The sequence below is a fragment of the Methanosarcina sp. 1.H.A.2.2 genome, from assembly GCF_000979975.1.
Lineage (GTDB): Archaea > Halobacteriota > Methanosarcinia > Methanosarcinales > Methanosarcinaceae > Methanosarcina.
The window spans coordinates 1-15,210 of sequence record NZ_JJQL01000038.1; the positions used below are offsets into that span (position 1 = coordinate 1).

General features: G+C 45.6%; 9 protein-coding genes. 4 read left to right on the plus strand and 5 right to left on the minus strand.

The window, feature by feature from the left end; translation table 11 throughout:
• Positions 1 to 77: 77 nt before the first annotated feature.
• Entirely contained in the window at positions 78 to 2,459 is a 2,382-nt protein-coding gene (locus EO93_RS05870) for a tetratricopeptide repeat protein (RefSeq protein WP_048161416.1), read from the minus strand.
• A gap of 525 nt (positions 2,460 to 2,984) precedes the next feature.
• Here EO93_RS05870 and EO93_RS05875 point away from each other — a divergent pair.
• Complete coding sequence (locus tag EO93_RS05875; RefSeq protein ID WP_082107578.1) at positions 2,985 to 3,617, plus strand: flavodoxin family protein; 633 nt, start codon at positions 2,985 to 2,987, stop codon at positions 3,615 to 3,617.
• A 255-nt stretch (positions 3,618 to 3,872) separates the two neighbouring features.
• Here EO93_RS05875 and mtaA read toward each other — a convergent pair whose 3' ends face one another.
• From mtaA to EO93_RS05895, 4 genes are all read right to left on the minus strand, one after another.
• The gene (mtaA, locus tag EO93_RS05880; protein WP_048161417.1) at positions 3,873 to 4,904 is read right to left on the minus strand and encodes a methylcobamide:CoM methyltransferase MtaA; all 1,032 of its coding nucleotides are present in this window, start codon (positions 4,902 to 4,904) and stop codon (positions 3,873 to 3,875) included.
• 286 nt (positions 4,905 to 5,190) lie between these two features.
• Positions 5,191 to 6,111, minus strand: a complete 921-nt coding sequence (locus tag EO93_RS05885; protein WP_200898088.1) for a glycine betaine ABC transporter substrate-binding protein — start codon at positions 6,109 to 6,111, stop codon at positions 5,191 to 5,193.
• A 209-nt stretch (positions 6,112 to 6,320) separates the two neighbouring features.
• On the minus strand, positions 6,321 to 7,151 hold the full coding sequence (locus tag EO93_RS05890; RefSeq protein WP_048161419.1) for a proline/glycine betaine ABC transporter permease: 831 nt from the start codon (positions 7,149 to 7,151) through the stop codon (positions 6,321 to 6,323).
• The gene (locus EO93_RS05895) at positions 7,145 to 8,614 is read right to left on the minus strand and encodes a glycine betaine/L-proline ABC transporter ATP-binding protein (RefSeq protein ID WP_048161421.1); all 1,470 of its coding nucleotides are present in this window, start codon (positions 8,612 to 8,614) and stop codon (positions 7,145 to 7,147) included. Before EO93_RS05895 ends, EO93_RS05890 begins: the two co-directional genes overlap by 7 nt.
• Before the next feature lie 652 nt (positions 8,615 to 9,266).
• Here EO93_RS05895 and carA point away from each other — a divergent pair.
• The 3 genes from carA to EO93_RS05910 all read left to right on the plus strand — a co-directional run bounded on the left by carA (position 9,267) and on the right by EO93_RS05910 (position 15,126).
• Positions 9,267 to 10,373, plus strand: coding sequence for a glutamine-hydrolyzing carbamoyl-phosphate synthase small subunit (gene carA / locus EO93_RS05900; RefSeq protein WP_048161423.1), 1,107 nt, complete (start codon positions 9,267 to 9,269; stop codon positions 10,371 to 10,373).
• The gene (gene carB, locus EO93_RS05905; RefSeq protein WP_048161424.1) at positions 10,373 to 13,585 is read left to right on the plus strand and encodes a carbamoyl-phosphate synthase large subunit; all 3,213 of its coding nucleotides are present in this window, start codon (positions 10,373 to 10,375) and stop codon (positions 13,583 to 13,585) included. Before carA ends, carB begins: the two co-directional genes overlap by 1 nt.
• Before the next feature lie 353 nt (positions 13,586 to 13,938).
• Positions 13,939 to 15,126, plus strand: coding sequence for an argininosuccinate synthase (locus tag EO93_RS05910; protein WP_048161426.1), 1,188 nt, complete (start codon positions 13,939 to 13,941; stop codon positions 15,124 to 15,126).
• Positions 15,127 to 15,210 lie beyond the last annotated feature (84 nt).

Consider the following 15,210-nt stretch of genomic DNA (forward strand, 5'->3'; position numbering starts at 1 on the left):
GTTAGGAATTGTAGGGAATGCTCTCTGTTTTGTGATGTTCATTTGACCGAATTACACAAAATAGAGAGCACTTATTTTTATCTAACTGTCAAAGTCAGGTTATAAGTCAAAACAAGTCTTGCCCTGTTTTCCAAGGAACTATTATATTCCAAATTCTTCAAAAAATGAGTTTTTCCACTTCCGGCTTTTCCAATAATAGCAGTCATTAGAGGGTTGACTAAACTTAGTCTACAAACACTCTCAAACAAAAATTTAAGTTCTCGAGCTTGATTTCCAACTAAAATATCTTTATTGTCGTCGGGAGATTCAGGAAAAGGATTGTCTACTTTCATCCTGTCCACAATGTCCTTTATCTCAGAAATGGGACGTTGTGTTTCAAAACTCTGAATTGATTCATTTTCAACCTGCTTGTGAAAATCTTCTATTCTACGGATATAAATATTTTTTAATGAACTGGAGAATAGATCCTCTGGAAAAGATCCTTTATATTGCTTAATATCCTGAATAAGGCATTTAAAATCTTCTATTATCGAGAATATGTATTTATTAGCTGCTTCAATATCAAAATGGTTAGTATTTCCCTGAGAATTGAATGTAAAGGTATTTTTTATATCATTTTCACGATTTAGTTTATTTATTATTTCATATACTGTACAATATACTTCATGGTTATTCTGAATCTCTTCAAGATCATTTCTAAAATTGCTTAAGTTAGTAACTATCTTAGTGAGAGTTTTCTCAGCAACATTAACAGAGTCAAGAGTTTCTTCATATGTTGGTATTGTGTTAATCTCTTCATTGATAACTTTTGTTTCTATGAAATCTATTTTTGGGATTGATTCTAACTGAGCATCATTTACTTCAACTACTTGGGCAGTTCCTTTCAGAGATTTTTTTCCCTTCTTACAAAAGGAGGTCTTCAATTTTTTTTCTGAACAATGTTTTTTCCCTACAACTTTATTTTTTGAGCTACCTACCTCTGTTGTGTTATTTTCTTTGGGTTCAAATAACTCTGACTGTAGAATTTTGTTAATAGCATATGTCCTTGTAGAATGGTCAAATTCCTCTATTACTTTTTCCCACAATTTTTCTTTGAATATTTCAGTTGACTTCTTATATTCTTCAAGGATGCCACCAATCGAGCTTTTGGTAGTATATCTATCAGAATACTGCACGTCTGTTCTCATTGCCCAGTTAAAAGCTTCCAAAGACTGTCCTAAATTGCCAAGTTTCAGAAAGATTAGTCCTTTTCTTTCCCAAACTCTCGGACATTGAGAATCTATAGCTAAAGCCTTATCAAATGACTCTATAGCTTTTTTATACTCTTTATTTTCTGTAAGTTTGACTCCTTCTTCATACCACTTGTTGGGCTTTTCCGGACTTTTTTTATCTACTTGAAGAAGGACTGGATCATTTCCTAAAGAAATTTTCTCTGCTTTCTTAGCGACAGATGGTTCTTCTTTTGACTCAACAATTTCTTTATTTTCCATTCCATCCTTTTTACATACATTAATTTTTGACAAAGCATCTATTTTGAGATAAAGTGACTTGACATCTTCGGGATTTGTGTCAAGAACTTTGTCAAGAGCTTCTATTGAATTCTCATATTGTCCTAATTTTAGCAGTACTTTTCCTTTCCAAAAAAAGATTTCAGGTTCATTAACTTTTGTTTCCGAAAAATAATTTAATACATCCAAAGATTTTTCGTACTCCCCAAGATCAAAAAGAGATATACCTTTAAGAAGTCTAGCTTTTGTAAAGTCCGGGTTAAGTTCAAGTGCTCTATCTAATACTCCTATTGCATTTTCAAGTTGATTTGTTTTGACCAGAGTCTCTCCTGCATTAAACCAACAATTTTCGTTTTGTGTATCTTCTATCAGGCACTCTAAGTTTTTCAAAACTTCTTCATGTTTGCTTGATTTCAGAGAATAAAGCCATTTATAATGTTGTGCTTCATAAAAATTAGGATTAATTTCAAGTGCTTTTTCAAATGATTGGATAGCACTTTCCATCTGTCTAAGTTCAGCAAGGACAATCCCCTTGTTAAACCAGATTTCGGGATTGTTGGAATCCATTTTTAAGGCTAAATCGTAGACCTCAAGTGACTTATCATAATTACCTGTAAAATAGGATAAAAGCCCATGATAAAGATGGTCTTCTATCAGATCAGAACGTACAATTTTTTTAATTAAATCTAAGTTACATGTAATTTCGGTCAGTCTGTTAATTTCTTCTGTAGACCTTTTAACACCGAGAGACGTAGAGAAATTCTCCAGTCTTTCCTTTCGTAACTTATCCGCTTCGTCGTCAAATTTTTGTACAAATTCCTCTATACCTTTTTTACCATTGTTTAAGCAATTTCTAACCTCTATTAAGGTATCTGTGATTTCTTCAACTTTAGTCTCCAACTTCCAAAATTGATCGAGTAAAATACATAGGTCTTTTTCGTCATCCAACATGTCCTAACAACACCCCATGAAAAATAGGACTTAAGAAACTGGTAAATTTAAGTAAATCTTGTAAACTCAGAGTATATAATTTAAACTTTTTTTTTAGAAAGTCATTGTATCTAATTCGTATTTATAGTTTTAGATTTTAAGTAGAGTTTCGGGCGAGAGGATCCTAATAAATATTAGTTGGTTTAATTGTGAATAATCAATTGAATAAAAGGATCTTGTCACGCTCTAGGCTGTCCAACAATTCAATTTCAGGGCAAAAACATGTAATAAATTAGGCATATAAAGCCTTTAAATCAAAAAAGAAGGAATTCGGTTCTTAATGATAGTAATTTTAGGACAGCCTGATTTGATTAAACCTGATAATTGTCCAGATAAATATCTGGAGTTTTATAATAAATAATGTTCTGAGATTTAATCAGGTTCATTAATCCTGACTTGAACTTCTACTCAGGTTCTACAACAGGATGGGACTTCATTCTGGAACCTATTTAACCTGCCAGCCCCGATATAATATGGGGAAATAAGGTGAATGAGATCAAAATTATCGGAGTTGGAGGAAGCCCCCGGAAAGGAGGGAATACCGACATCCTGCTTGACAGCTTTTTGAAAGGAGCGGAATCGGCAGGATCTGAAACGAAAAAAGTCCTGTTAAGGGAATATTCGATCGAACCCTGCATCGGCTGCGAAGCGTGCAGGAAAGCCGGGACCTGTATAAAGTTCCACGACGGAATGGGATTCCTTTACCCCGAGATCGAAGCCGCAAAAGGCCTTATCCTCGGCTCTCCCACTTACAACTACAACGTAACCGCCCAGATGAAAGCCTTCATCGACCGGCTCTACCCTTACTACAATTTCACGAACGACCTTCCCAGGCGGTATTCAAGCAGGCTTGCCGGGCAGGGGAGAAAGGCGATTGTTTTTTCAGTCTGCGAGCAGCTGGAAATCGAAGAAATGGGTTTTACGCTTGGAGCGCTCGGGATGCCCCTTGAAGCCCTGGGTTATGAGGTCGTGGAAAAGTTTCCGGTGACCGGGTATTTCCATAGGGGAGCGGTTTCTAGAGATGAAGAACTTGTAAGGAAAACGTTTGAAGCGGGTAAAAAACTGGCAGAGGCTCTTCTCCGGGCCGGTGGAGTGGGAAATCTTCCGGAAAAAGGTTGATTTTTGATTTCCTGCCTCAAAGCCGGCGGCTTTTTCTATAAAGTATACCGGGATACCTAAAATATGCATCCGAATAACTGAAAAAATATAGTTAGGTGACTAAAAAGGGCATCCGGATGACTGGTGAGATATATTGAAGTGACTAAAAAGGGCATCCGAATAACTGAAAACATATATTGAAGTGACTAAAAAGGGCATCCGAATAACTGAAAACATATATTGAGAGAACTAAAAAGGGCATCCGGATGATTGAACTCATCGGTTTCTCCCGCAAAACTCATTTCTTGCTTCCACCAGAGCCTTCAGGTTCCGAAGTGGGGTTTCCGGGGCAATCCCGCAGCCCGGAGCAAGGACATCCACCCCGCTTCCCAGGCACTCAAAAGCTTCTCTCTTTACATCTTCCGGCTTTCCGGCAAATAGGGTCCGAGACGTTGAAACGCTACCGATTACCACAACACCTGATTCATGGGCTATATGCACGGCGCTTTTCAGGTCCTTTATGCCTTCCTCAAGGCTGAGCCCGTCAAACCCGCACTCTGCCATGTCTGCAATTATGGGATCTGCAGCTCCGCAGATGTGAAGCACACTTTTTCCTCTCCCGAGAGCTTTCGGGATCCTGCTCATGCCCGGTTTTATCAGGTCTCTGAAAGCATCCGGGGAAATCATGACCGGGGAGGAGACTGCATCTGCGATAACTACCACATCGGCTCCTCTTTTCAGGCATTCCCTGCCGTACACAATGCAGGCATCTGTGCAGAGTTCGACAAGCCTTTTCACAATATGAGGCTTATTTATAGTCCATTTCAGGAAGCGGGTGATTCCGCAAAGGGAGCTAGCAAGGTCTGCAGGGCCTTCCATCCCTACAATGAGGGGAAGGTTTGAGCCGGCTTCCCTGAGGATTTCAGTAGCTTCCAGGACTGCCGGGATCCTGCCCCTTTCCAGAAGGTCTTCAGGCAGTTTCGGAACTGCGGGAGAAAATTCCATAGGGCCCTTAAGCACAGCCGGGGTCCTGGCTTTCGTGCCTGGGTCAATTGTGCAACCCAGAGCTTCTGCGAGTACAACCACGTCAAAGGGATACCTGAGAGTTTCAAAAGAGGCATTTACGTACTGGGAAAAGGCAAGCAATGCCATCTTTTCAGGCTGGCTGTCCGCCTCGGGCCTGGCTGCCCCGCTCATGTCCATTAGTTCGAGTACAGGCGCGGTTGTGAAGGTGCCAACCGGTATCTGAGCGGGAGTTTTGCCTTCGAGGGTTCTGAGCATCTCTGTCCTGAAGTTCGGTTTTTCCATAAAAGTGACCCCGGATTCGTGTCTTTTGCTTTTTCTGAAGCTATTAACTGTGCTGCTATTCTATTGTAATGATACTGTGCAATGATACTGTGCAATGATACGGTATCATTATACTATACTGCTAATATACCATATTATACTGCTACTGTACGGCGGCTGTGACCTGTAGCTATTCGAACAAACCACCCTGGAAAAGGATGAAAATAAAACAAAATAAAGATCGAAAGAAAAGACAGACAATGAAAAATTAGGCGAAAAAAAGATAAATGGAAAATGAAAGAGAAATTTACTTCTCTCCGATCCATTCATTGACTTTTTCAGGGTTACTCTTTACCCAATTTGCTGCGGCTTCTTCAGGAGCAATTCCGTTTTCAATGTCCACCATTACTGCCTGGATATCTTCATGGGTCCACTGGAAGCGGGTAAGGATGCCGTAGAGGTTGGGCTTATCTTCTTTGAGCCCAAGCCTTGCCAGGGTTTCAACGTGGTCAGCATCGCCGTAAACGCCTTTAGGGTCATCAAGGTACTTGAGGTCCCAGCGGTTAAAAGCCCAGTGGGGAGACCAGAGGGTCACAGCTACCCATTCTTCGGAGTCAATGGCTTTTTTCAAGGAAGCGGTCATCGCAGCACTGCTGCCTGAAACAAGCTCCATATCAAGGTCATACTCGGAAATTGCGTTTTCAGATACCTGCATGATGCCTGCTCCGGGATCAATGCCGATGATCTTACCGTCAAATTTGTCCTTTTCGGAGTTGAGCTCTTCAATGGAGTCTATAGTTACATAGGAAGGCACAACAAGCCCGATCTTGCAGTCTTCGAGGTTTGTCTGGACAGAGTCGAGCTGATCTCCGTAAGTTTCCCAGTAATTCTGGTGGGTATAGGGAAGCCAGGCAGATGTGGTAAAATCAAACTGCCCGTCAGCGAGCCCCTGGTAAAGGGGACCTACATCAACTGCAATGATTTCCACGTCTTCATACCCTGCCTGTTCGAGCACCTGCTGCATCACATTGGTACTTGCAATCTCACCGTCCCATAAGACATATCCTATTTTCACAGGTTCACTTAACTCTGATACCTCTGTTCCTTCTACAGCTTCATCTCCTTGTTCTGCACAGCCTGCCGCAAAAAGGGTAAGCCCTATGATCAGAACAATTGTAAAAATCGATCCGATCTTTTTTCCTTCAGGGTTTAGTTTTATACTGGTCAAAATATCTACAACCTATTTTTGAATTTCATTCTATTTTTGGTTTTTATTCTTATTTTGGGATTATTTCAGGGGGATTGAAGTGAGTGATGCACCTCTTCCAGACACTGTTTTACACTGTATGGTGCTGTCTGGAAGGAGTGGCCCTGTTAAAGTGAAGAGTTCTGAATCCAGAGTGCCGGTTTCAAGAAGGCATCAGGAGTGGAACGTTTTTACCTGGGGCTGAGTTTCTGGGTAATACGATCCAGGACAACCGCTATTATGACAATAGCAAGCCCTGCTTCGAAGCCCATGCTGATGTCCACCCGCTGGATCCCGAAAAGGACCTGGTACCCGAGCCCTCTGGCTCCGATCATGGCTGCAATGACGACCATGGAAAGGGAGAGCATAATGCACTGGTTGACCCCGGCCATTATGGTCGGGAGAGCCACAGGCAGTTCCACCTTTGCAAGCTTCTGCCAGCCCGTGGAGCCGAAGGCGTCTGCGACTTCGATAAGCTCTTTTGGCACCTGCTTGATCCCCAGGTTAGTGAGCCTGATTGCAGGAGGCATGGCAAAGACAACCGTTGCGATCATGCCCGGGACGTTTCCGAGCCCGAAAAAGATCAGGGCGGGGATCAGGTACACAAAAGACGGCATGGTCTGCATTAAGTCAAGCAAGGGCTTTACAACATGGTAAAGCGTCGTGTTTTTTGCAGAAAGGATCCCCACCGGAATCCCTATAAGCAGGGTCAGCAGGGCAGAAGAGAGCACGAGAGCGAGCGTCTCTATCGAGAGCACCCAGAGCCCCATATTATGGATAAGGAAAAAACCGAAAGCAGTCCCTGCTGCAAGCTTGATATTGCGCTTTCCCGCAAAGTAGGCAATCAGGGAAATCCCGAGGATGAAAAGTTCAGGAGGCAGGAAAAGAAGCGCGTCTTTCAAACCCGAGATAAGGAAATCAAGCTTATCGCTTGTGAGGTCAAGAAATGTGCCGAAATTGCCTTCGATCCAGTCAACAGCAAACTCGACCGTGTCTCCGATGGGGAGCCGGGGAATCAGCATGTTTTCACCTCGGGACCCGGCAGGGCATCAGACCTGGCAGGGGCTTTGGCAGGGGCTTCGTTCTTTGCTTCTGCCTCCACAGGCACAGGCCCACTGTCAATTCCGTTGTTAATTATACTGCCAGGGCTACCTGAGCCTGCGGGCGGAGGTCCGGCTTCGCCTTCATTTTTGCCGATGAGGACCATTTTTTCAGGAGGCTTCTCTTCAGGAATATTTTCTCCTGAGTCTCTTTCTTCTGAAGCTTTTCCGTCCGGAACCTCGTCCTGCCCGATCTCTCCGGAAATTGCAAGAGCACCAAGCACACTGCCCCGGACTATAATTCCGAGTAGCTTTCCTGAATCATTGACTACTGCAAGAGGGTACTGGCTTTCCGCAATCAGAGGGATTACCTCATTGAGAGGCATATCCGGAGCCACACGGGGGATGTCCGGAATCATCACTGCTTCAAGGCTCTTTCCTGTTTTCAGGGCTTCAAGGGCATCACCTATCATAAGTATGCCTTTCAGGCGCCTGTTCTTCCCCTCAACCACATAAATAGAGGAGATCCCATGGTCTTTCATCAACTGAATGGCAACCCTGGGCCCGGAATTGATGGGTACGAGCGGTTCAGGCCGTTTCATAACCGATTCAGCAACAAGGATTTTTGACCTGTCGACCCCTGCAACGAACTTCGAAACATAGGAATCTGCAGGTTCGGTCAGGATCTCTTCAGGGGTCCCTATCTGGACAACTTCCCCGTCTTTCATGAGTGCAATGCGGTCCCCGATTTTCAGGGCTTCGTCCAGGTCGTGGGAGACAAAGATAATTGTCTTTTGCACCCTGTCCTCAAGGGCAAGCAGCTCGTCCTGCATATCGCTCCTGATAAGGGGGTCAAGGGCACTGAAAGCCTCGTCCATAAGCAGGATGTCAGGGTCATTGGCAAGCGCTCTTGCAAGCCCTACCCTCTGCTTCATGCCTCCGCTGAGCTGTGTTATCCTGCTATGCTCATGGCCTTTGAGCCCTACGGTTTCTATGGCTTCAAGCGCCTGCGAATAGCGTTCTTCTTTAGGAATCCCCTGGATCTCAAGCCCGTAAGCCACGTTATCCAGGACAGACCTGTGAGGCAGCAGGGCAAAATTCTGAAAAACCATTCCAAGCTTGCTCCTGCGGGCACTTCTCAGTTCCTCAGGGCCCATATCAGTAATGTTCTTCCCATCGATCAGAATATCTCCGCCCGTTGGTTCGATAAGGCGGTTCAAGCAGCGCAGGAGGGTGGATTTTCCGGAACCCGAAAGCCCCATTATTACGAAAATTTCTCCATCGTAGACCTCAAAGTTAACGTTGTTGAGCCCTATGGTCTGTTTTGTCTTTTCAAAAATTTCATTTTTGGATAAACCTTTATTTAGAAGAGAAATTACTTTCTGGGGGTCCTTGCCAAAAATTTTAGTAATGTTTCGTACTTCGAGTTTTATATTTTTGTTCATAATAATACCCGGTTTGACCGAATGCTTTTAAAAAATTATTAACAGTAATTCCGAAATGTAGAAAATTGCCACAAAAACCCGGTTAATAAGAACTATATTTTACTCGAATTAATTCGCTGCCCATATAAGGAAATTAAGACAGTTGAAAATATAGATATAATATAGATTTAATAGAACTTTCTATTTTTCACAGATTAAATAGCTTATTATTCTTACCAATACTGTTGCCCCTATCATATATACTATTTTTGCGGAATATTTATATACCACAAATATTTTCAAGGAATAAACTGGCATAAATCACATATAAACTCAGGATCAAAAAGTATGAAATTTACCTTTACTTTAGCATATTGTGGTTTCAAGTAACAACTCGTATTATATAAAAATGAATTTTTCCCAGGATAATACAGTAGTGATTTTAAGAAACTGTTTGGCATTTCATTAATGCATTTTGATTATATTATTGCTGAGTAACGGGTTTCCGGGAAGAGATTTTTATTTGTAGTTTGAAAGACGGAGTCTCGAAAGAAGATATTTAATTGAAATATTTATATATTAAAAGATAGAACAAAATAGAAAAATAAGGTAATCAGAAAAATCATCGCAACACTTATACATGTCTTATGTCATTTACTCGCAGGTTCAGATGATGAAAGCAGTACTAGGATTAGAAGACGGAACAATTATTAAGGGCACCGGTTTTGGTGCCGAAGGCACAGCTTGCGGCGAACTTGTTTTTACCACTCAATTCACGGGATATGAGGAGGCTCTGACTGACCCTTCCTACAAGGGCCAGATTTTAATGTTCACCTACCCTCTTATAGGGAATTATGGTGTCAGCGGGGAGCGTTTCCAGTCCGACAACATCCACGCGGAGGGGCTTGTTGTCCGGGAAGCCTGCAAAAAACCCTATCACTACAAATCCGCCCGTTCTATCCACAAATTTTTAGAGGATGAAGGAAAACCAGGAATCGAAGGTGTGGACACCCGTATGCTCACCATAGGGGCAAGGGAGCGTGGGACCATGCGTGCAGCCCTGATCACTGGCAGTGACGATGGGGAAGAAGCCGTGGATGTGGCAAGGAATTTTCCACAGATGACGGATGAAGAACTTATCGCAAGTGTAACATGTAAGGAACCCTACTTTATCCCCGGAGCGGAAGGCGCCTGGAAGGGCAGCGGCAAACCCAAACATGCAGTTGTAGTTGACCTTGGGATAAAAAGGAACATCATAAACAACCTGCATAAAAGGGGAATTGACCTTACACTGGTCCCTGCAACCACAAAACCCACAGAAATTGCAGGCTACGAGCCTGATCTTCTCTTTATCTCAAATGGTCCGGGAGATCCGGAAAAAGCAACAGACGCGATCAACGCCGTAAAGGCTTTTGCAGGCACAATTCCGGTCTGCGGGATCTGTTTCGGACACCAGATTATTTCCCTTGCAATGGGAGCCAGGACTTACAAGCTTAAGTTCGGGCACAGGGGAGGAAACCAGCCAGTAAAGGACCTTATTGAAAACAAGATTTTCATAAGCTCCCAGAACCACGGATATGCCGTGGATGCGGATTCCCTTGAAGGGACAGGGCTCTATGTGAAGTACCTGAACGCAAACGACAAAACCGTTGAAGGGGTCTCCCACAAAGACCTGGACATTTTCAGTGTGCAGTTCCACCCTGAAGCCCAGGCGGGGCCCATGGATACCGAGGAGACATTCTTCGGCAAGGTTGTAAAGGTTCTCGGAGGGGATCTCTGATGCCAAAACGCGAGGACATAAAAAAAGTTTTGCTTATAGGCTCCGGGCCGATCACAATCGGACAGGCTGCAGAGTTCGACTTCTCAGGAAGCCAGGCCTGCAGGTCCTTAAAAGAAGAAGGCTTGCAGGTTGTGCTTGTAAACTCAAACCCTGCAACCATTATGACCGACCCCGAAATGGCTGATTCAGTCTATATCGAGCCCCTTGATGCCAGGATTGTGGAAAGAATAATAGAAAAAGAACGCCCGGACGGGATCATTGCAGGCATTGGCGGGCAGACAGGCCTTAATATTACCAGTGAACTTGCAGAAATGGGCGTCTTTGAAAAATACGGGGTCCGGATCCTGGGAACTCCTGTTGACGCTATCAAAAACACGGAAGACAGGGAACTCTTCAAGGAAACCATGCTGAGTATCGGGGAAAAGGTTCCCTTAAGCCGCGCAGTCCATTCCTTAAAAGAAGCCGAAGAGGTTGTCGGGGAACTCGGCCTGCCCCTTATCGTCCGCCCGGCTTACACCCTTGGCGGTGCTGGCGGCGGAATTGCCCGCACAAAAGAAGAGCTCCTTGAGATTACGGAACGCGGGCTCAGGCGCAGCCGCATCAACCAGGTGCTTATTGAAGAAAGCGTGCTTGGATGGGCTGAAGTCGAGTATGAAGTCATGAGGGATGCCAATGACTCCTGTATCGTGATCTGTAACATGGAAAACATTGATCCCATGGGCGTGCACACAGGAGAATCGGCAGTTGTTGCCCCCTCACAGACAATGACCGACGCAGAGCACCAGATGCTCAGAAGTGCCTCTATTAAGATCATACGTGCCCTCAAGATCGAAGGAGGGTGCAATATCCAGTACGCCTTAAAAGAAGGCGACTACCGCATTGTCGAGGTAAACCCGAGGGTTTCCAGGTCATCAGCCCTTGCCTCCAAAGCAACAGGCTACCCGATTGCCCGTGTTACTGCAAAGATTGCAATCGGAATGACACTTGATGAGATCATAAACAACGTTACCATGAGCACCCCTGCCTCTTTTGAGCCGGCTCTGGACTACGTGATCACAAAGATTCCCAGGTGGCCTTTTGACAAGTTTACCACCGCAGACAAGACCCTGACCACAGCCATGAAAAGTACGGGAGAAATCATGGCAATAGGCAGGACAATTGAAGAGTCCCTCCTGAAGGCTTTCAAGTCTCTTGACATTGACTCCCAGCTGGGAATAAAACGCTGGGAAGAGCCTGAAATCAAAACTCTCCTCAAGACCCCCACAAGCGAACGCCTTTTTGTGATCTTCCACGCGCTTGAGAGGGGAATGCCGGTAAAGGAAATTGCCGAACTTTCGGGCATCAACCCCTTCTTCCTCTCAAAGATGAAGAATATCGTGGATATGGAAAAGCGCGTCCGCGTAGAAGAACTCACTCCTGAATTCCTGCGCGAAGTAAAGAGGATGGGTTTCCCTGACAGCCGCCTTGCAGAGCTGACGGGAAAAACCAGGCAGGAAATAAGTGATCTCAGGCATGCATCCGGAATTCTTGCTACCTTCAAGATGGTGGACACCTGTGCAGCCGAGTTCCAGGCAGCAACTCCCTACTACTATTCTACTTACGAAGACACCTGCGAGACAACCCCAACCGACCGGAAGAAAATCCTCATCCTCGGAGCAGGGCCGATCAGGATCGGGCAGGGAATAGAGTTCGACTACTGTACCGTCCATGCAGTAACCGCACTCAGGGAAGAGGGCATAGAGACCCATATCATTAACAACAACCCTGAAACCGTGTCAACTGACTTTGACACCTCGGACAAGCTCTTTTTTGAACCCCTCACCATGGAATACGTTATGAACGTAATCGAACGTGAGAGGCCCGACGGTGTCCTTGTGCAGTTCGGAGGGCAGACCTCGGTCAACCTTGCACTCCCCCTGAAAAAGGAGTTGAAGCGCAGGACAGACCTTGATACCGTGATCATGGGCACTGACCCGGAGGATATGGACCTTGCCGAAGATAGGGAAAAGTTCTACCTCCTTATGCAGAAACTTGGCGTCCCCCAGCCGGAAGGCGGATATGCGACCTCACAGCCGGAAGCAATCGAGGTTGCACAAAGGATCGGTTTCCCGGTACTGGTGCGCCCCTCTTACGTGCTCGGCGGCAGGGCAATGGAAATCGTTTATGATGAAATCGACCTTGAACGCTATATGAAAGAGGCAGTCAGGGTCTCTCCGGAACACCCCATCCTTATCGATGACTTCCTGGAAGACGCCTGCGAAATCGATGTGGATGCGGTCTGCGACCGGAAAGATGTACTTATCGGGGCAATCATGGAGCACATTGAGGAAGCAGGCATACATTCAGGAGACTCGGCCTGTGTTATCCCGCCCCAGTCTCTCTCCCCCGAAGTGCTTAACCAGGTAAGGGACTACACCCGGAAGATTGCTCTGGGCCTCAGGGTCAAGGGCCTGATTAATATCCAGATGGCAGAGAAAGGCGGAAAGGTCTTTGTGCTTGAAGCAAACCCGCGTTCAAGCAGGACAATTCCTTTCGTCTCAAAAGCTGTCGGTCTCCCTCTTGCAAAGATTGCAGCCAAAGTCATTGCCGGGCACAGCTTAAAGAGCCTGGGCTACACGGACGAGCCAAAGCCCAAACATGTCTCGATCAAAGAAGTCCTCCTGCCCTTTGACAAACTGCCGGGAGCAGACCCCGTACTCGGACCCGAGATGAAGAGTACCGGAGAGGTCATGGGCATTGACTACGATTTCGGAAGGGCATACTATAAGGCAGAGCTTGCAGCTGACAACCTCCTGCCCCTTACAGGAAAGGTCTTCCTCTCTATCAGGGAAGCAGACAAACCCCAACTTGTGGAAGTTGCAAAGAAACTGCAGGCAGCAGGCCTTGAACTCATGGGCACACGCGGTACTGTAAACTACCTTGCACAGCACGGGGTCTTCATGGACACTGTAAAGAAGATCCACGACGGAAGCCCGAACGTCATAGACATGATGCGCAGGGACGAAGTTGACCTGATAATCAACACCCCCACAAGCAAGCAGTCACGTAAGGACGGCTCCAGGATCAGGCGGGCAGCTGTTGACTTCAAGGTCCCCTACATCACCACCATCCAGGCAGCAGTTGCTGCAGCCGATGCCATTGAGACCATGAAAAACGGACAGGAACTGACAATCAAATCCATCAACGAGTATCATAAAGAGATGGGGCAGTAAGGTAAAAGAAAAAGACCTGAAAAAACCTGCCAGTAGAGTAACTGCTGAAGAAAAACCATTGCGCTAACGGAAGAAATAAAGTGAGAATCGGAGCCGGCTGGGTGGCTTTCCATCCTCCGGCAAAAGATAATCAATATTTAAACTTACCAGCCCGTTAGCTGTCAAATTTATCCGGACTCAGCATATTGCTCCCAAAATTATTAAAATTATAATACTTATAAAACTTATTAATTCATTGACTGTTAATTCATTGACTGTTAATTCATTGACTGTTAAACCATTGACTGTTAATTCATTAACACGTTAATTATTCGTTCTTATCACAAATCCGCCAAACAAGGGGTAGTAAAAGCATGGTAAAGAAAGTTGCACTTGCATATTCCGGTGGGCTTGACACCTCGGTGTGCATCCCCATCCTCAAGGAAAAGTACGGGTACGATGAAGTAATCACAATTTCGGTCGATGTAGGCCAGCCCGAGGAAGAGATCAGGAAAGCTGATGTGAAAGCCGAGAAGATCAGCAACAAGCACTATACTATCGATGCAAAGGAAGAGTTCGTAAGAGATTATATCTTCCCCCTGATCAAAGCCAACGGAAACTACGAAGGCTATGTTATGGGCACATCGGTCGCCCGCCCGCTGATCGCCAAGAAAGTGGTCGAAGCTGCCATAAAAGAAGGCGCAGTTGCCCTTGCTCACGGCTGTACGGGAAAAGGCAACGACCAGCTCCGCTTCGAAGCCGTTTTCCGCCAGACCGACATGGACGTTATCGCCCCGATGCGTGAGATGAACCTGACCCGCGAATGGGAAATCAACTACGCAAAAGAGCACGGCATCCCTGTCGAAGCTACAAAGTCCAAGCCCTGGAGCGTTGACGAAAACATCTGGAGCCGCAGCATCGAAGGCGGCAGGCTTGAAGACCCATCCTTCGTCCCGCCGGAAGAGATCTTCGAGTGGACCAGATCCGCAGAAGATGCCCCCAACGAGCCCAGGATCGTTGACATCGCCTTTGAAGCCGGAGTCCCGGTTTCCCTTGACGGCGAAAAACTCGGCGGCTATGCCCTTGTCAAGAAGATGAACGGAATTGCAGGCGAGAACGGCGTCGGCAGGACCGATATGATCGAAGACCGTGTCCTTGGCTTAAAAGCCCGCGAGAATTACGAGCACCCGGCTGCAACCGTCCTCCTCGCAGCCCATGCCGACCTCGAAAAACTCGTCCTCACCCGCGGGGAACTGAAGTTCAAGAAGAGCGTTGAAGAGCAGTGGTCCGAACTTGCCTACTACGGCCTTGTGGACGAACCCCTCTATGCCGACCTCAATGCCTTTATCGACAAGTCCCAGGAAAGGGTCACAGGCACAGTGAAAGTGAAGCTCTACAAAGGCGCACTTACTATCCTTGCCCGCTCCTCTCCAAACGCCCTCTACTCCGAAGACCTCGTTTCCTTCGACAGCCAGACCATTAACCAGCAGGACGCTGAAGGGTTTGCGAAGTACCACGGGTTCCAGGCCAGGATGTACAGGAAAGTAATGGATAAGAAATAAGTTTGTGATTTTGTCTGTTCCTTTTAGAGGGACGGACTTCTATTTTTTATTGAGCTCATCCCAAAACCAATTTTAGTCGCAAAT

Coding starts and splice junctions, on each gene's coding strand:
- EO93_RS05870 (WP_048161416.1), bottom strand. CDS start 2,459: ATGTTGGATGACGAAAAAGACCTATGTATTTTACTCGATCAATTTTGG.
- mtaA (WP_048161417.1), bottom strand. CDS start 4,904: ATGGAAAAACCGAACTTCAGGACAGAGATGCTCAGAACCCTCGAAGGC.
- EO93_RS05890 (WP_048161419.1), bottom strand. CDS start 7,151: ATGCTGATTCCCCGGCTCCCCATCGGAGACACGGTCGAGTTTGCTGTT.
- EO93_RS05895 (WP_048161421.1), bottom strand. CDS start 8,614: ATGAACAAAAATATAAAACTCGAAGTACGAAACATTACTAAAATTTTT.
- carA (WP_048161423.1), top strand. CDS start 9,267: ATGAAAGCAGTACTAGGATTAGAAGACGGAACAATTATTAAGGGCACC.
- carB (WP_048161424.1), top strand. CDS start 10,373: ATGCCAAAACGCGAGGACATAAAAAAAGTTTTGCTTATAGGCTCCGGG.
- EO93_RS05910 (WP_048161426.1), top strand. CDS start 13,939: ATGGTAAAGAAAGTTGCACTTGCATATTCCGGTGGGCTTGACACCTCG.